Genomic DNA, 18,539 nt, shown 5'->3' with positions numbered 1-18,539 from the left:
CATAAGAATTGAACATCATTTAATTATTTTAGCACGGGTTGTGGAAACCTGTATATTGTGCCCTTGTCATCGCTGGGAAATTACAGTATCCTAGGTTTAAGTTATTTGAGGCGGCGTTCATCCGGATATATTTACCAGATTGCAGCTACCAGCAGATATTGAACGTTTCCTCTTGGATAGGGCCAGTTAAGATAAATATTAGACGGAGGAGAGTATCAGCTATGTCCAAAAAAGTGACTTTTGACTACAGTAACGCCCTGCAATTCGTTGGACAACATGAAATCGATTATTTTGCCGAGCCTGTTCGCGTTGCTCATGAGCAATTACATAATGGCACCGGGGCAGGTTCCGACTTCCTGGGTTGGATCAACCTGCCGACCGATTATGATAAAGAAGAGTTCGCCCGCATTAAGAAGGCTGCGGCCAAAATCCAAAGCGATTCCGACGTCCTGATCGTCATCGGGATTGGCGGCTCCTACCTGGGTGCGCGCGCCGCAATCGAATCGCTGTCCCATTCGTTCTATAACCTCTTGCCGAAGGACAAGCGTAAGACGCCGGAAATTTATTTTGCCGGGAACAACATCAGCTCCACTTACGTGAATCACTTGCTTGAACTGATCGAAGGCAAAGACTTCTCCGTGAACGTCATCTCCAAATCGGGGACGACCACGGAGCCGGCGATCGCTTTCCGTATTTTCCGTGCGGCATTAGAGAAGAAGTACGGCAAGGAAGAAGCGCGCAAACGCATTTACGCGACGACCGACAAAGCGAGAGGTGCCTTGAAGAAGCTGGCTACCGAAGAAGGCTACGAAACATTTGTGATTCCGGACGACGTTGGTGGACGTTATTCCGTATTAACTGCGGTTGGCCTGTTGCCGATTGCGACTGCAGGTATTAATATTGAAGAAATGATGCAAGGCGCTGCCGACGCGGCGAAGGAATTCAGCAACCCGAACTTGGCAGAGAACGCAAGCTACCAATATGCGGCTGTCCGGAACGCTTTGTACCGGAAAGGGAAAGTCACGGAAATTCTCGTGAACTACGAGCCTTCCCTCCACTACGTATCGGAATGGTGGAAGCAGCTGTACGGTGAAAGTGAAGGTAAGGATTACAAAGGTATCTATCCGGCATCGGTTGATTTCTCCACCGATTTGCACTCCATGGGCCAATTTATCCAAGAGGGCAACCGGAACATTTTTGAAACAGTCATTCAAGTAACTGAGGTGCCTAGCCACATCACGATCGAATCCGATCCGGCGGACTTGGACGGCTTGAACTTCCTGGCCGGCAAAACGCTGGACTTCGTGAACAAGAAGGCGTTCCAAGGTACGCTGTTGGCGCATACGGATGGTCAAGTACCTAACTTGGTTGTCAATGTGCCGGATTTGACACCGTACTCCTTTGGTTACCTGGTGTATTTCTTTGAAAAAGCCTGCGGTATCAGCGGATATCTGCTGGGCGTAAATCCGTTCGACCAACCGGGTGTAGAAGCGTACAAGAAGAACATGTTTGCGCTCCTTGGCAAACCGGGGTACGAGAAGGAAAAGGCCGAACTCGAAGCGCGTCTTTCCAAGTAATATAGGTAATTTCTATTAAATGTTTATCAGCGCCAGAAGCAGTTCACCGGCAAGTTCCGGAGGAGCTGCTTCTTGGCACATTCATAAGGATGGTCTCATATGCTAGAAAAGTACAAGACGGTCAGGCAATCCGGAGAAAAGGAAATCGTCATCAAGAAATCAAGGTTTATCGGGCACGTGAAGCCGGTGGAAACCGAAGCTGAGGCGCTCCAGTTTATCGAGGAAATCAAGAAGAAGCACTGGAACGCTACGCACAACTGTTCCGCTTATATGATCGGGGAACGGGACGAAATCCAGAAGCAATCAGACGACGGAGAGCCAAGCGGTACGGCCGGGAAGCCGATTTTGGAGGTGATCAAAAATCAGGGCCTCAAGAACGTGGCAATCGTCGTAACCCGGTATTTTGGCGGGATTATGCTGGGGGCGGGCGGCCTCATCCGTGCGTACACCGACGGAGCTGTCGCAGCGCTCGAAGCAGGAGAAGTGATCACCCGCGTATTGCATCAAGAAGTGTTTGTTGAACTGGATTACACCTGGCTGGGCAAAGTGGAGAATGAACTGCGGAACCGCGGCATCCGTAAGGGAGAGACGGTGTTTGCGGATAAGGTGACATTATGCTGTCTGCCGCTTCATCCGGAGGCAAGCGCCTTCATGGATTGGATGACCGATTTGACGGGGGGTCAGGCCGTGATGACGGAAGGTGACAAGGTTTATTTTATTGAAGGGGAATAAGGCCTATGGCAAGAAGAGCAGTTGATCAGGAGTTGTCGAGAGAAAGAATTATGGAAGCGGCCCGTCATTTGTTCATTACCAAAGGGTACCGCGGAATATCCATGAGGAGCATCGGTCAGCATTTGGGATACAGCCACGGCTCGCTATATTATCACTTCAAGGAAAAGGCCGAATTGTTTTACGCCATCGTGGTAAAAGATTTCGAGTCGCTTACCCACCTGTGCGAGCAAGTGACAAAACGACCGCCAGCCGACGGGCTCACCAAAGCGGAACAGCTGATGCTGGAGTTTATCAAATTCGGCTTGGAGCATCCGCACCAATACGAAATCATGTTTATGCTCAGGGATGAGGAGATCCTAGCATACTGTCGCAACGAACAAGCTAAATGTTTTAATATGTTCGAGTCGCTCATTCGCAGTTTTCTGCAGGAAGAGAAGCATCCGCTGGAGAAGCATCCGTCTCTTCCGCTCAGTATGTTTTTGGGTATGCATGGATTTATCTCTTACTACATCCAAGATCGGCTGACCTTTGAAGAGATTAAGCCGGCTGCTGTCGCCCACGTAAAGTTGTTAAGCCACAGCGTTTACCGTATAACGTCATAAGGCGTTTTTGTTTTCACTTCGCACTTTATCCAATTACACCAGTATAGCATCAATACTTTATAACACTAATTGACAAAACCGGCCATTCCGAGCTGAAGTTCATCGGGAAGTGCCGGTTTTCGTTTGGGTTTTGGCGAAAAAAAGCCGTACTCCCCGCTTGGTTGCTACTTTTTTTCAGATTGACGGAATGCCTAGGGTTTGGTAATCTATTCTTAACATTAATCCAAGTAAATTTATCAGAATTCAACGAATGATTGAACGGATTCGGGCAGCATTGAGAGGAACGGCAGCAACTTGACTTGGGCTTTCGAAACTGGAAAGGATGTGGGGTTTGGCATGCATGTAGAAGTGCGGAACTTAAATAAGCATTTTGGCAGCTTCCATGCCGTTCGAGATGTTAGTTTTGGCATCGAAAAGGGGCAATTAATCGGCTTGCTGGGGCCGAGCGGCGGCGGTAAAACGTCGATTCTTCGTATGCTCGCAGGTTTGGAGCAGCCGGATGAAGGGGAGATTCTGTTCCATGGACAGCGGGTCAATGAATTAAAGCCGCAGGATCGCGGAATCGGCTTCGTATTCCAGAGTTATGCCCTCTTCAAGCATATGACCGTATTCGATAATATTGCTTTTGGGTTGCAAGTGAAGAAAGTACCGAAGGCAGAAATACGGAAGCGGGTGATGGAGCTGGTTGAGCTGACCGGGCTGAGCGGATTCGAGCACCGCTACCCGCATCAGCTGTCCGGCGGGCAGCGACAGCGGGTCGCTTTTGCCCGGGCCTTGGCTCCGCAGCCGCAGCTCTTGCTGCTGGATGAGCCGTTTGCGGCGATCGACGCAAAGATCCGCCAGGAGCTGCGGTCGTGGCTGCGCGAGTTGATCGAGCAGGTGGGCATCACCTCCATCTTCGTCACCCATGACCAGGATGAAGCAATTGAAGTTGCCGATGAGATTATGATCATTAATCAAGGCCGGCTGGAGCAGAAAGGGACGCCATGGGATATTTATAAGGAGCCGCAGACCCCGTTTGTCGCCTCGTTTATCGGCCAATCGACGCTGGTGGAGCGCGCCGCCGATCTGAAGGGCTTCGAGGAAGAATGCGGAGGGCTGGCGACGAAAGCCTTGATCCGTCCGGAGTATATTGAAGTGGGCACTGAGCACGAGTTTACGCTGTTATCCGCAACCGCTCCAGGTGTGGTGAAGCATCTCCACTTCCGCGGCAGCGAATGGCTGGTGGAGGTCGAGGTCGGCGGACATACGCTGACAACCTTCCGCTCCCTGGAGAAGGAAACGTTGAAGGCAGGACAGGAAGTGCGCGTGCTGGTGCACCGCGCTTATCTCTTTGACGACGAACGAAGCTGGATTCTTGAGAATCCGCTGAAGCGTGAACCGCTCAGCGTGATCATTTAAATCTAAAGGGCTGTATCAAGGAAAGCGTAAACGGCTTTCCACGATACAGCCCTTTAGTTGTTATTTCATACCGGAAATCGAATAGTTTTCGATAATATGTTTTTGGAAGATGATGAAGATGATGATGATCGGAACAACCATAAATGCCGAGCCTGCCATCTGCAAGGCGTAGTCTCCGCCGTACTGGCCTTTAAGCAGCTGCAGGCCAACCGACAGGGTATATAGACTCTCGTCGTTTGCAATGATCAGCGGCCACAGGAAGCTGTTCCAGCCCGCGATAAAGGTCAGGATGCCTTGTACCGCGAGGATCGACTTGGAGATCGGCAAGGCGATCTGTACGAAGATACGGAATTCGCCGGCCCCGTCCAGACGGGTGGCTTCCAACAACTCGTCGGGAATCGTCGACATGAATTGGCGGAACAAGAAAATGCCGAAGGCCCCTACTAAGCCTGGAAGTACAATCCCAATCATCGTGTTGGTTAGGCCCATCATGTTCAGGATCAGATAGACCGGAATCATCGTGACCTGCCCGGGAATCATCATGGTGGCCAAAACGAGATAGAACAGACCATCCCGTCCCTTAAACTTGTACTTCGCGAAAGCAAAGCCGGCCAGGGCGTTCAGGAACAGACCCAGGAAGGAAAAGACAACGATGATCAACGTATTTCGCAAATAAACGCCAAACCGCATATTCTCAAACAGTTCTTGGAAGTTCTCCAGGGTGAACTGGTGGGGCCACAGGGTCGGCGGGATCTGCGCCACTTCGCTTTCCGGTTTAAACGACGACAGGATCATCCAGACGAATGGCAGCAGCATCAGCAGGCCCATCACGCCGAGCAGAATTCCGACCAGCCATTGCAGCGCTTTATCGCCCGAGGTTCTGGTTTGCATGTGTGTACACCTCCCGGGATGACATCAGACATCCGCTTCCTTGTTTTGAAATCTGAATTGGATCAACGTGATCAGGATAATGGCGAAGAACAGAATAAAGGAGCCTGCCGCAGCATATCCGAATTTGCTGAATTGAAAGCCGTTGTTATAAATAAACAAAGCTACGGAGATCGTGCCATCCAGCGGACCGCCTTTGGTCATGACAAAAGGTTCCTCGAAGAACTGCAGCCAGCCGATCATCGTGGTGATGGAGACAAAGAAGATGGCGAAGCGCAGCAGCGGAATCGTAATCGACCAGGTTTGCCGCCAGTTGCTGGCTCCGTCGATTTGCGCCGCTTCATAATACGTTTTCGAGATGCCTTTGATCGCAGCGATGAAAATAATCATGTTTAAGCCAATCGCCCGCCATACGGCCAGGATAATCAGCGAGATTTTCGCCATGACCGGATCTTGCAGCCAAGGGACAGACCCGAACTCCAGCGAGTTCAAAATATAGTTGAGCAGTCCCAGCGACGGGTTGTACAGGTAGCTCCATACGACGGCTACCGCCACGACGTTGGTAACCGACGGCATATAGAAAATGACCCGAAATGCTTTGAAAATACGGGCTTTACCGAAGTTGATCAGCAAGGCGATCAACAGGGAAATGATGATAACGAGCGGTACGCCGATAATAACGTAAAATAACGTGTTAAAAATGGATTTTTGAAACGATGGGTCCAACAGCACTTCCTTATAGTTATCGAAACCTACAAAGCTGATGTTGGAGAGGTCGGCCAACCCGGCTAAATCCATGTCGGTGAAGCTGATCACCAGGGCAATGGCGATCGGAAGCAGCGAAAAGAGCGCCAGCAAAATCAAGGTCGGCGCAATGAACAGGTAGGGTGCATTTTTTTGCGATAAGCCTTTCATCTCGGATCACTTCCTTTATTCAGCGCGTCTAAGCTAACGTCACCACCTCTGCCCGCCGGGGAGCCGGAGCTGCCGGCGGGCTGGAGGCGGTATGGTAAAGCTTTCGCTTACTTACTGAGGATTTTCTCAGCTTCGGCGTTGAAGGCGTCCATTTCTTTTTGGACATCCGCGCCGCCGCGAACGATACGTTCAAAGCTCTTCAAGTAGGTTTGAGCAATTTGCTCCCAAGTGGTGAGCAGCGGCATCGGTTCGGAATGCTCCAGCTGCTCTTGCAGCGCCTGATAGTTCGGATCGTCTTTGAGGGACGGATCTTCCCAAGCTTTCAAGTTGGTCGGCAGCGATTTGGTCAGCTGCATCCACTTGATTTGCGTTTCCGGCTTGCTCATGTATTGAATGAACTTCAAAGCTTCGTCCTGATGTTTCGTAAATTGGAATACCGACAGATCGGAGCCGCCCAGCGCGGAAATATTGTTCTTCTTCGCCGGCAGCGGAGCCACCGCCCATTTGCCTTCCAAATCCGGTGCTTGCGTCTTGATGGAGTTAATCATCCAAGGGCCGCTGATGAACATCGGAACAACGCCCTCGCCGCTAAGCCCTTGTACCGGGTCCAATCCGAGGTCAATCGGCGCGGATCCGTCCTTAAAGAATCCGTTCAGATATTCCACAGCTTCAACGAACTCCGGCTGGTTAAACAGCGGCTTGTTCTGTTCGTCGAGCAGCTTGGAGCCGTTCTGGCGGGCGAACATAAACGCCAGCGATTGCTCGTTCATATCGATGCTGATCCCGTATTTCCCTTTGCCGCGGTCAGCCAGCTTCTTCGCTGCATCGCGAAGTTCATCCCATGTTTTTGGCGGTTGGTCATAGCCCACTTCCTTCAACAGGTCAGTCCGGTAGAAGAGGACGCGGGTTTCGGTATACCACGGAATCCCCACGATTTTACCGTCATATTTGGTCGTGTTTACGGCGCCCGAATAAAATTGATCCTCTTTAAACTCCGGATACTTGTCCACCACCGAAGTCAGATCCATCAGCGCGCCGGCATTCGCAAACTCCGGAATCCAGGTTGTCCCCATTTGGATGACGTCCGGACCTTTCTTCGAAGCGACTGCGGTCAGCAGCTTGTCATGTGCATTGGACCAAGGCAGGGCTTGGACATCCACCTTGATGTTTGGGTTCTCCTTCATGAAGTCGTCGGCGATTTGCGGTAGCGATTTGGCTTCATCGCCCATCGCCCATACGCTGATTTGCACTTGTTTGTCACCGCCGTTTGCGGTCCCATTCCCGCTGCCGCCATCCGCCGCGTTATCTTTCGAACCGCAGCCAGCAAGAAGGCTAGCGAGCACCAGTGAGCTGGCAATCAGGGTAGTTGCTGTTTTTTTCCACATAAGGATCGTCCTTTCTGAAAATAATAGCTGTAAGTAATATGAGACATTATTTAGCGATTTTATGCAAAACAGATGAGCCGGCCTTGAGGACAGGCAACACCTCCTTCTCAAGCATAGAAATGGGTCCCCTTGTTTGTACCAAAGATGATGCCGCAGAACAGCGACAATAGAGAGGTGAAACGTTTCGATTAAGAAAAATATGAACCTAGTTCCCGGAAAATCAGAACCAAGTGAAACGTTTCGATTCATTATAAAACAGATTGTAATCGTATTCAATATCTTTTTTTCGGATCATAACCCGGAGCTAATTTTGTTAAAGCGACTTTATTGAAACGTTTCTACAAATTTTGAAATCGCATTCCATGAAAATTGACGGATTTTTTGATTCGATATATAATCCAACTATTCAAATAATCGAAACGTTTCACCATCATGCTATAACAATCATCTTACATCGAAAAAGGTGGGGAACCCATGACACAACAACCCATAGAGAATTATCTGAAGCAGATGACCCTGGAGGAAAAAATCGACCAGTTGCTGCAGCTCGCCGTCCCGTTCTTTGAAGGAGCCCGGACCGAGGGAGAAATCACTGGTCCGATGCAGGAGCTGGGCGTATCTGAGGAAACAGTGCGTAACACAGGTTCGGTTCTCGGATTATCCGGAGCGCAGGAAGCGATCAACGTGCAGCAGGCTCATTTAAAGAAGAACCGCTTAGGCATTCCGCTGTTGATGATGGCCGATATCATTCACGGCTTTAAAACGATCTTCCCCGTACCGCTGGCCATCGGCTGCTCTTGGGATTTGTCTCTGGCTGAGCGAAGCGCAGAAATTGCTGCCAGAGAAGCCGCAGTGTCAGGGGTTCATGTCACGTTTGCCCCGATGGTCGATCTGGTGCGTGATCCCCGGTGGGGGCGGGTGATGGAGTCGACCGGCGAAGATCCATATCTGAACAGCGAATTCGCTCGGGCGTTTGTCCGCGGCTTCCAGGGCCGCGATTTGCGGAACGATACAAGCCGGGTGGCTGCCTGTGTAAAGCATTTCGCCGCTTATGGCGCTGCCGAGGGCGGACGGGATTATAACACCGTCGACATGTCGGAATGGCGGTTGCGTGAAACCTATTTGCCGGCTTACAAAGCCGCGTTGGAAGAAGGCTGCGAAATGGTTATGGCCTCGTTTAACACGGTGGATGGCATTCCGGCAACCGGCAATCGGCGATTATTACGTCAGCTGCTTCGCGAAGAATGGGGCTTTAACGGCGTGATCATCTCAGATTGGGGCGCAGTGAAGGAACTGATTCCGCACGGAGCTGCGGCCGACGAGAAGGAAGCGGCCCGCCGCTCGATCGAAGCGGGCATCGACATCGAGATGATGACTACCTGCTATATGAAGCATTTGGCGGAGCTGGTGAAGACCGGGGTGGTCGAGGAAAAACGGATTGACGAAGCGGTGCTGCGGATCCTGCAACTCAAAGAGAAGCTCGGACTCTTTGACAATCCTTATCGCGGCGCAGATCCAGAGCGGGAAGCGGAGATCGTCTTCTGCGAGGAACACCGGGCCGCCTCCCGCGAGCTGGCAACTAAATCCTGCGTTCTGCTCAAAAACGAAGGCGTACTGCCGCTGCGGCGGGATCAATCGATCGCGTTGATTGGCCCGTTTGCGCAAAGCGGTGACATTCTTGGCCCGTGGTCATGGCAGGGGTCGACGGAAGCGGCGGTTCGGCTTTATGACGGCCTAGTCGCAAAGGCAGGCGCGAGCCGGATCGTTGTTGCGGAGGGCTGCGGCATCGAGGAAGCCGATGACCGCCGGCTTCAGGAAGCTGTGGCCGCAGCGGCTGGCGCCGACGTGATCGTGCTGGCGTTAGGCGAAAGCTCGGAAATGAGCGGTGAGGCGGGCAGCCGGGGAGATATCCGGCTGCCGCGGGCGCAGCTGGCGTTGATCGAACGTCTCGCTGAGCTCGGCAAGCCGATGGCGGCCGTGTTGTTTAACGGCCGGCCGCTGGACCTGCACGGCGTAGCAGATCGTGTTGGTGCCGTGCTTGAAGCCTGGTTCCCAGGCAGCGAAGGCGGCCATGCGATCGCCGACCTGTTGTATGGGGACGTACAGCCGTCGGGACGGCTGTCGATGTCTTTTCCATATGCAGCAGGGCAGATTCCGGTGTACTACAACCACTTCAACACCGGGCGCCCGAAGGGAGCGCCGGACGCTCAGATTAGATACGTTTCGCAATATCTGGACATGCCAAACGAGCCGCTTTTCCCGTTTGGGTTCGGGCTCAGCTACACCACGTTTATGTATAGCGAACCGGAACTGTCGGCAACGGTTATGACACCAGAACAGCCGCTGACAATCAAGGTGAACGTGACGAATACCGGATCGGCAGCCGCTGAGGAGACCGTGCAGCTCTATATCCGCGATATCGCGGGGGACGTGGTTCGGCCGGTCAAGGAGCTGAAGGGATTCCGCAAAATCCTGTTGCAGCCGGGGGAAGCTCAGGAAGTCACTTTTGAAATTACCGAGGCGCAGCTGCGATATCACCATAGCGATTTGACATACAGCAGCGATGCGGGCGAGTTTGTGGCCTTTGTGGGTCCCAACAGCCGGGATGCCGCGGGCGTGCGATTTATTTTGCAAAAATAGAAATCATAAGGATCAAAGGAGTGGAAAGGATGACGACAGCAACGGAGGCGTGGAAAGTTCTTCATGCGGGGGACTTGACCTTTACGTTATGGAACAGCGGCGATCTGTACGAAATGAAATACCGGGACATCCTGATGAATCAGCTGTTATCCGGCCCGGTGGAGGGTTCGCTGAACAATCTGTATTTACGTCTGCACTTCCCCGAGGGGATTCGGGCCATTCCCTTGCTTGGCATTCGCTCGAACAGCCGGCTGAGCTTCGGGGCGGATACTGCGGTTTGGAAGGGGGAAGCCGAAGGGATTCAGTACGAGGTCGTGTTGAGACTGGATTCCCGGGGCATTTGGTTCTGGGACGTTCGGCTGGAGGGACAAACCTCGGTTGAGGTCGACGTTGTCTATGGTCAGGATATCGGGCTTGCCGAACCGGGAGCGGTACGCAGCAATGAAGCGTATATGTCTCAATACATCGACCATACCGTATTCCGGCATGAGCGGCGGGGCACGGTCATTTGCTCGCGGCAAAACCAGCCGCAGCGCGGAAAATTCCCTTATATGCAGCAAGGGGCGCTCACCGGAGCTGCGGGATATTCGACCGATGGCTTTCAGTTTTTTGGGTTGTCCTACAAAGAAACGGATCGCCCCGAAGCGTTGGCGCGCAAGGAGCTGGCAAATGAAATTTATCAATACGAGTTTGCTTACGCGGCGCTTCAAACGGGCAGTCAACTGCTGAATGGGCAAGCGCGGTTTGTCTTCTACGGACTGGTACGGGAGGATTATCCGGAGGCGATCGAGACGCTGGAATTCGAGGAGTTGATTGAAGACGCGTGGCGTAAATGGGAGGCCGCCCCTGTAAATGCGGTTGAGGCTGCAGCTCCAGTAACCTTAGCGACGGAATTGGGCGAGCCGCTGTCGGGTTTACCGATGGACGACGCCGAAATCGAGGCGCTATTCCCGCATCGTCAGCATGAGGAGCGGGATGGCGGGCAGCTGCTATCTTTCTTCACGGATACGCACGAGCATGTCGTTTTGAAGGAAAAAGAGCTTCAGGTCGAGCGGCCGCACGGCATCATCCTGATGTCCGGCGGGAACGACCGGGTAGGCAGCGAAGTGCTTACGACTACTTCGTACATGTACGGCGTATTTAATTCCCAGGTGGTCGTGGGCAACACCTCATTCCACAAGTGGGTTTCCAACGTACGCAATGCGCTGAACGTCTCCAAAGCGTCCGGACAACGGATCTACGTGGAATTGGACGGGGTGTACCGGCTGTTGACGATGCCGTCGATGTTTGAGATGGGCTTTAACTACGCCCGCTGGACCTATAAAATGGCGGACGATACGATCGTTGTCACCAACTATACCGCAACGGATTCCCCGGAACTTGCGTTGAACATCGTATCTGCGAACGGCAGAGCGTACCGCTATTTGGTGACAAATCAAATCGTTATGAATGATTTGGAGTTCCAACGTTCTTTTCTCATGGAGCAAAAAGAATCGGTGCTGACGTTCCGGGCCGACCGCGAAGCGCTGTCTGCTTCCGTATATCCGGACCTAGCTTACCGGATGCACGTGTCGGGAACAGGCTTTAACGTATATGATGAACGCCGGCTGGCTCCGGGTGCAGCGCCGGGCAGCTCGTCGCTGGTGGTGCTGGAAACGGAGCCTTGCAGCAATTGGACACTCACGGTGCAAGGTTTGCTGCATGACGGGGAATCGAAGCCTGCGATTCGGGAAGTACAGGAAGAAGCCGTTCGGTACCGTGAGTTTTTGGGCCGGGTGATGAACGGCTTCCGGTTATCGCTGGAGGAAGCGTCAGCGCCTGCAGCTCAGGAACTGCAAAAGCTCAATACGCTGGCTTGGTGGTATACGCACAATATGCTTGTCCATTTCTCGGTGCCCCACGGGCTGGAGCAATATGGCGGGGCCGCTTGGGGCACCCGCGATGTTTGCCAGGGACCGGTGGAATATTTTTTGGCGACGCAAAAATACGGGGTGGTCAAAGACATCCTGAAGACGGTGTATGCTCACCAATATGAGGACGACGGAAACTGGCCGCAATGGTTTATGTTTGATCGTTACTTCCGGATTCAGCAGGAGGAGAGCCATGGCGACATCATCGTCTGGCCGCTGAAGGTGCTAAGTGATTACTTGACGGCGACCGGGGACTATGGGCTGCTGGATGAAGAGGTTCCGTATACGGTCAAAGGAAGCTTTGAACTGTCTGCCACGCCGGCGACGATCCGCGAGCATGCGAAGAAGGAAATCGGCTATATCCGCAGCCATTTCTTGCATGATACTTATTTGTCTTCCTACGGCGACGGGGATTGGGACGATACGCTGCAACCGGCGAATGCCCAACTCAAGCGCTTTATGAGCAGCAGCTGGACGGTGGCGTTAACGTATCAGACGTTCCGTCAGCTGGCGGAGGCGTTGCCGGAAGAGGAGCAGCATTGGGCAAATGAACTTGCGGAGCTGGCCGAGGGCATCAAGCGTGATTTTAACAAGTATATGCTGGGCACGGAAGTTATCCCCGGTTTCGTCTATATGGAACAACCGGGGCAAGCCGAATTGATGCTGCATCCGACGGATACAAAAACGGGGATCCATTACCGGCTGCTGCCGATGACACGCAGCATGATCGCCGAGCTGCTCACCGCTGAGCAGGCGGAAGCGCATTACGGCGTCATTAAAGAGAAGCTATACCATCCGGATGGCGTGCGCTTGATGGATCGGCCGGCCAAATACCGGGGCGGCGTTAGCACACACTTCAAGCGGGCGGAGCAGGCGTCCAACTTCGGGCGTGAGATCGGGCTGCAGTACGTTCATGCCCATATCCGCTTCATCGAAGCGATGGCCAAGCTCGGCAAAGCCGAGGAAGCTTGGAGCGGGCTGCACAAGATTAACCCGGTGGGGCTTAGGGACGTTGTGCCGAATGCGGAGCTGCGGCAAAGCAACGTCTACTTCAGCAGCTCGGACGGCAAGTTCGCCACCCGTTACGATGCGGAGGAACGGTTTGATGAGTTGCGGAGCGGGAACGTGCCGGTGAAAGGCGGCTGGCGTATTTATTCCAGCGGCCCTGGAATCTATATGAACCAGCTGATCTCCAACTGCCTAGGCATCCGAGTGCGAGGGGAGGACCTGATCATTGACCCTGTGTTGCCGCCGCATTTGGATGGGCTGCGGTTTGATTTTGCGTGGATGGGCCTCCCGACCACGTTCATCTACCACATGAACGGCCAAGGCCGCGCAGTGCGGATCAACGGCCAAGAGATTCCGATTCGGGAGAATCCGGGATTTTACCGTAGCGGCGGCGTTCGGATCAGCCGGCAGGATTTTGCGGCGTTCGGGTCGAATGATCATAACGTCGTTGAAATCTGGATGTAAGTTGAATTCAAGATTCGACGTCGAAATTGCATCTGGGGAACACCTCGTGATCGGAAGACCATTTTTTGAACTACCGAATAAGATAGAGGTTCAAAAAGTGGGGTTTCCAGCACCGAGAAGGTTGGATGAAGCTTAGGGACTGAGTAGCGGAGCGTAGGCAAAACCTACGTGAGCAACGGAAGTCCCGGCTGAGTCCAAGATTCGACGTCGAAATTGCATCTGGGGAACACCTCGTGATCGGAAGACCATTTTTTGAACTACCGAATAAGATAGAGGTTCAAAAAGTGGGGTTTCCAGCACCGAGAAGGTTGGATGAAGCTTAGGGATTGAGTAGCGGAGCGTAGGCAAAACCTACGTGAGCAACTGAAATGTTTCCGAAGGAAACATGCATCGGAAGCATACGCTTTCCCGGCTGAGTCCAAGATTCGACGTCGAAATTGCATCTAGGAAACACATCGTGATGGAAAGAACACTTTTTGAACTACCGATAAGGGGAGTAATGTTGTGGTAAGCATTAAGGACATTGCCAAAAAAGCCGGAGTCTCCATCTCCACGGTATCCTACGCACTGAATGGAAGTCCGAAAATTACCGACGAGACGAGCGCAAGAATTTTGGCGATCGCGGAACAACTGAATTATGTGCCCAATGCTGCCGCACGTTCCTTAAAAACCCGTGAGTCGAAGATCATCGGCGTGTATTTGACCGACTTCAGCGGCGCTTTCTACGGCGACCTGTTGCAGGGCGTAAAAGAAGTGCTGAACCAGAAGGGGTACGACATGGTCGTATGCAGCGGCAAGCAGTCCCATCGACTGCTGCCTGAGCGGATGGTAGACGGGGCGATTATTTTGGACGCTACGTTCTCTAGTCAGGAGCTGCTCAAGTACGCCGACATTGGGCATAAAATCGTGGTGCTCGACCGCGAGCTCAACCACCCGAACATCAATCAGGTTCTGTTGGACAACAAGGCGGGAGCGACCTTGGCGGTCGAGCACTTGATCGAGCAGGGGCACCGCAAGCTTTATGTCGTCACGGGGCCCAAGGGCTCCTATGACTCGAAGCAGCGGCTGAAAGCGGTGAAGCAGACGGTCGCCCGTTTCGATGGAGTGGAGCTGACCGAAATCGAAGGAAACTTCAATAAGGATGCCGGAGAACGGGCGGCTGAGCAGATCCTTCGGGACGTGACCACACCGGTGGGCGTATTCTGCCTGAACGACGAGATGGCGATTGGCCTCTACAATGCGGTGAAACGGACCGATTATGTGATCGGCAAAGACATCCATATTATCGGTTTCGATAACATCGAGTTAGCCGAATATACGGTGCCGCGTCTGGCGACGATCGACTATTCTAAGCGGAAGTGGGGAGCGCTGGCATCCGAGCAGCTGCTGAAGATCCTGGCCGGGGAACCGGTCGAGCATGAGCGGGTGTACGTGACGCTGGTGAAGGGCAATTCCGTGGGCCAAGTTTAATTCGGACAAAAAGAGAAGAATAAGGGTACAAATTACCCTTATTTTCACGTTGAGCGAATAACCGGGACGAATAACGGTAAAAAATGGCCTTATTCTGCGAAAACGAGCTTGAAATCCCCCTTCTGAGCACCATTTGGCGAAAATAAGACCCTAAAATGGCCTTATTTTCCAGAAACAAGGGGTTAAGGCTGAAATAAGGCCAAAAATTACCGCTATTTTGGCGCGACAAAAACACAAAGAAGCCGCTGATCCAACCAATCAGCGGCTTCTTCATATTTTATGCTCTTGACCGTACTTCCTGACGCATGAACAGGACGTAGGACAGGCCAAAGCAGATCATGGTGGCGGCCAGCAAACCGGTCAATTGCGGCCAGATGAGCAATAGGCTTTGGCCCAGTGACAATGGGCTTGCGATCGCCCCGACGAGCTGGTCCATCGTTAGCGGTCCCAAGGCGCGGACGCCGGGGGAGAGCATCGTCGAGATCGTCTCCGAGAACAGCTCTGTCGGGGACAGGCGGTTCAGCGTCAGCACGAGGTTCATCTGCCGCAGCTGCGCCTCCGGCGCCGCCATTTGCGAGACGGCCGTCGCGCTGTCGATCATGTTGATGATCATGCCATAGAAGATCGTAAAGAACAGCCAGATGGCGATGGACGACAGTGCCGACGTTGCTGCCTGCCGGAAGCGGATGGAGAACAGAATCGACAAGCAGAGCCAGAAGCCGATGTAGACCACCGCGATCAGCAGGAAGATGAGGATGCGGGCGAACTCCTCTGGAGTTGGCGGATATCCGATGGTAAACAACCCCAGCCCCATCACCAGCAGCCCCAGCGAAAAGACCACGACCGCAATGATCACCAAAGCAGAAACGAATTTAGCCTTGATGAAGTCATCGCGGTAGATCGGTTGCGACAGCAGGCGGCCCAACGTTCCTTTATTCCGTTCGGAATTGACGGCGTCGAACCCTAACGTGATTCCAATCAGCGGTCCTAACCAGGAGAGGAAGGTAGAAAAAGAGGGAACCGCCAGTGCAGAACTGGTTAAGGTATACATTTTCAGGAACAGGAACGTATCGCCCGCCCCGCCGCTAGCTGAACTGCTGCCCGAACGAATCGCCGAGACAGCGGAATAGATCGAGCCGATGCAGGCCAGTACGATGATGCCCATTAGGATCCCAAAGCGCCAGCTGCTCAAGTGGTCACCAATCTCCTTCTGGACCATCACCCAAAAAGAGGAAGACGAGCGCTCCCGCGGCGGATTCGCTTCTCCGCCGGGACGGAGCTCTGCCCATAGCTTGCGTGCCCGTTCCCGCCACTCATCCAGGCGCAGCTGCTCTTTGAAAGAACGGCTGCCCACGGTTTTGTTTGGCTGCATCATGACTCACCCCTTTTTTCAAAATAGCGATGGTAGATATCGTCAAGTCCGTATTCCTTGCGGCGGATGTACACAAGCTCCGCATCCTTCTGAATCACGGCTTCGGCGATTTGTGCGGTAAGGTCCCGTTCACAAACCACCGTTGCGGTAACGCCCCGCTCGATCTCGTCGTCCCCTTGCTGCGGGTAACGGATGTCACGGACGCCCTGGATGCTGGAAATGTTACGGGCTAGCTCCTCCGTCCAGCCTTTGGCGCCAACCTCTACATAGACGTTGCCGTCCGCATCCAGCTGTTTGGACAGGGTGCGGATGTCGCCGCAGGCAATCAACCGGCCTTGGACGAATAGACCAACCCGGTCGCATATTTGCTGCACTTGATGCAGATGGTGCGAGGACAGCAGCACCGTCAGCTTCTCGTCGCGACTGAGCGAAGAGATGAGGGCAAGCAGCTCGCGCACCCCTTCGGGGTCGATCCCGAGCGTTGGCTCGTCGAGGATAATGACCTCCGGATTTTTGATGAGCACGTCCGCCAGACCTAACCGCTGCCGCATCCCGCGGGAGAACGCTCCGACCTTCTTGCCGGCGTTGTCTGCAAGTCCGGTTTTCTCCAGCAGGGCTTTAGCGCGTTGCAAAGCTTCTTGCTCCGATACGCCGTTCAGTCTTGCTGTATACACAAGATTATCCAGCGCCGTCCGATCCTCATAGAACCCGACATCATCGGGCAGATAACCCACCTTCCGCTTCACCTTCAGCGCCTCGCGCGTCGGGTCAAAGCCGCAAATCCGCGCCTGTCCCGAGGTTGGCTCGGCCAACCCGAGCATCATCAGGATCGTTGTGGTTTTTCCTGCACCGTTGGGGCCAAGCAAACCAAAGATTTCCCCGCGGGCGATGCTTAAGTTCAGATGATCAACGGCGGTGGCTTCTCCGTATTTCTTCGTCAGCTGCACGAGTTCAATGACCGGACGTTCGCCAGTAGCCGATGGGGTAGGTGTCTTGCCGGTTTCCGTAACCATGGATTATCTTCTCCCATATTTCCGGAACAGGTAATAGATGCCTCCGCAAACGGCCAGTATGATGAGAACCCCCACCCATCCCCATAATACGGACGATTTTACGGTAACCCGCAGATCAGCGTTCGCGCTTTTGTTCGCGGAGGAGGCAGTCAGACTGACGATGTAGTCCCCTGGGAGCGATTTTTTGCTGGATTTAATGGTGGCTTGAACCTGCTTGCTTTCACCCGGCGCGATCGATGTGATCGAGGAAGGCTCGAAGGACACCTCCCAATCCGTCGGAGCGGCCGAGGAGAAGGAGAGATCTTGCAGCTCAGCGGAGCCGGTATTTTGGACCACGAAGGTCAGTTTGCGTTCGGAACCTGCGCCCACGTCTGTGCTCAGCCGGTCATCCACCGTGGAAAACTTCATGTCGTACGTTCCCGTTATGACCGCTTCGATTTTGGCGTTGGCTGTGGTATCGCCGCTCGTTGCCGAAATCGGGATTTCATAGGTGCCGGCTTTGATTTGCTCCGGCGGCTTCACTTCAATCGTAATCGACTTCTCGGTGTTGGGTTCCACTTCAACCGAAGTGACGCTGTTGCCGTCAGCTTTGAAACGAACGTCCCAGCCTTGCTCGGCTTGTGCGTTGAAGGCGTAGGTCTGCTTTTGCGTCGTTCGGTTACGCAGCACCGCGCTATACGTAAACGTGGAGTCCGAATGGCCTTCCATGTTGGCTTGATCCAAGGTCAGCTCGGTTTTGAAGGTCCCTTGCTCGGAGACGTTAACGACCAGCGGCAGCGTTGCATCATCCGCTTTAAGATTGAACACGTACCGGCCTTTGTTAATTTGCAGCGGGACCTCAAGATCGAGGGTGAAGGATTGCGTTTCACCGGCCTTTACCGCCAGCCGCGAAATTTCGCGCCCGTCTGCGGTGAGTTCGTATTTCCAATCCTTGCTTTGCGTCTCCAGCGAGAGATTGGCCGAAGCCGTACTGCTGCCATGGTTGACAAGATCGATCGAATAAGACACAGATTCGCCCGGTGCAGCGGACCATTCCAAATATGGCGTGAAGAGCTCCAGCGAGCCCGCCGCCGAGGCTTTGCCGACCCCGGATAAGGCAACGCTTAGGGTCGTGACCAGAATGAGCAGCAAGAACGCCGCTTTTCGATAGGTTTGAAGCAT

13 protein-coding genes are annotated in these 18,539 nt (G+C 53.4%); 7 read left to right on the top strand and 6 right to left on the bottom strand.

Annotated elements, in window-relative coordinates:
* Window positions 1-221: 221 nt before the first annotated feature.
* The 4 genes from ACL02P_RS11285 (at window position 222) to ACL02P_RS11270 (ending at window position 4,312) form a co-directional block, all read left to right on the top strand.
* Window positions 222-1,577, top strand: coding sequence for a glucose-6-phosphate isomerase (locus tag ACL02P_RS11285; protein WP_412837262.1), 1,356 nt, complete (start codon window positions 222-224; stop codon window positions 1,575-1,577).
* A 99-nt stretch (window positions 1,578-1,676) separates the two neighbouring features.
* Window positions 1,677-2,309 (top strand): YigZ family protein, encoded by a 633-nt coding sequence (locus ACL02P_RS11280; protein WP_009226027.1) that lies wholly within the window; start codon window positions 1,677-1,679, stop codon window positions 2,307-2,309.
* Window positions 2,310-2,314: 5 nt separating this feature from the next.
* Window positions 2,315-2,911, top strand: a complete 597-nt coding sequence (locus ACL02P_RS11275) for a TetR/AcrR family transcriptional regulator (protein WP_009226028.1) — start codon at window positions 2,315-2,317, stop codon at window positions 2,909-2,911.
* Between the two features lie 336 nt (window positions 2,912-3,247).
* Complete coding sequence (locus tag ACL02P_RS11270) at window positions 3,248-4,312, top strand: sulfate/molybdate ABC transporter ATP-binding protein (RefSeq protein ID WP_009226029.1); 1,065 nt, start codon at window positions 3,248-3,250, stop codon at window positions 4,310-4,312.
* Between the two features lie 60 nt (window positions 4,313-4,372).
* Here the strand turns inward: ACL02P_RS11270 and ACL02P_RS11265 are convergent, their stop codons facing one another.
* From ACL02P_RS11265 to ACL02P_RS11255, 3 genes are all read right to left on the bottom strand, one after another.
* Window positions 4,373-5,203: a carbohydrate ABC transporter permease gene (locus tag ACL02P_RS11265; RefSeq protein ID WP_009226030.1), complete on the bottom strand. Its 831-nt coding sequence runs from the start codon at window positions 5,201-5,203 to the stop codon at window positions 4,373-4,375.
* A 24-nt stretch (window positions 5,204-5,227) separates the two neighbouring features.
* The gene (locus tag ACL02P_RS11260; protein WP_412837261.1) at window positions 5,228-6,115 is read right to left on the bottom strand and encodes a carbohydrate ABC transporter permease; all 888 of its coding nucleotides are present in this window, start codon (window positions 6,113-6,115) and stop codon (window positions 5,228-5,230) included.
* A gap of 107 nt (window positions 6,116-6,222) precedes the next feature.
* A complete protein-coding gene (locus tag ACL02P_RS11255) occupies window positions 6,223-7,500 on the bottom strand; it encodes a sugar ABC transporter substrate-binding protein (protein ID WP_412837260.1) in 1,278 nt (425 codons plus the stop codon).
* A 474-nt stretch (window positions 7,501-7,974) separates the two neighbouring features.
* Between ACL02P_RS11255 and bglX the strand changes: the two genes are divergently transcribed.
* From bglX to ACL02P_RS11240, 3 genes are all read left to right on the top strand, one after another.
* Entirely contained in the window at window positions 7,975-10,140 is a 2,166-nt protein-coding gene (gene bglX, locus ACL02P_RS11250; RefSeq protein WP_412837259.1) for a beta-glucosidase BglX, read from the top strand.
* Between the two features lie 29 nt (window positions 10,141-10,169).
* On the top strand, window positions 10,170-13,523 hold the full coding sequence (locus ACL02P_RS11245; protein ID WP_412837258.1) for a GH36-type glycosyl hydrolase domain-containing protein: 3,354 nt from the start codon (window positions 10,170-10,172) through the stop codon (window positions 13,521-13,523).
* 504 nt (window positions 13,524-14,027) lie between these two features.
* The gene (locus ACL02P_RS11240; RefSeq protein WP_009226035.1) at window positions 14,028-14,993 is read left to right on the top strand and encodes a LacI family DNA-binding transcriptional regulator; all 966 of its coding nucleotides are present in this window, start codon (window positions 14,028-14,030) and stop codon (window positions 14,991-14,993) included.
* 277 nt (window positions 14,994-15,270) lie between these two features.
* Here the strand turns inward: ACL02P_RS11240 and ACL02P_RS11235 are convergent, their stop codons facing one another.
* The 3 genes from ACL02P_RS11235 to ACL02P_RS11225 are packed head-to-tail and all read right to left on the bottom strand — an operon-like array spanning window position 15,271 to window position 18,539.
* Window positions 15,271-16,368, bottom strand: coding sequence for an ABC transporter permease (locus ACL02P_RS11235; RefSeq protein WP_009226036.1), 1,098 nt, complete (start codon window positions 16,366-16,368; stop codon window positions 15,271-15,273).
* Window positions 16,365-17,378, bottom strand: coding sequence for an ABC transporter ATP-binding protein (locus ACL02P_RS11230; RefSeq protein WP_009226037.1), 1,014 nt, complete (start codon window positions 17,376-17,378; stop codon window positions 16,365-16,367). Before ACL02P_RS11230 ends, ACL02P_RS11235 begins: the two co-directional genes overlap by 4 nt.
* Window positions 17,379-17,381: 3 nt before the next feature.
* Entirely contained in the window at window positions 17,382-18,539 is a 1,158-nt protein-coding gene (locus ACL02P_RS11225) for an NEW3 domain-containing protein (protein WP_412837257.1), read from the bottom strand.

Source organism: Paenibacillus sp. MB22_1, assembly GCF_047200555.1.
Classification (GTDB): Bacteria; Bacillota; Bacilli; order Paenibacillales; family Paenibacillaceae; genus Fontibacillus; species Fontibacillus phoenicis.
Note: the sequence above shows the minus strand (reverse complement) of the source record. Positions and strands in the feature narration are given on the sequence as shown.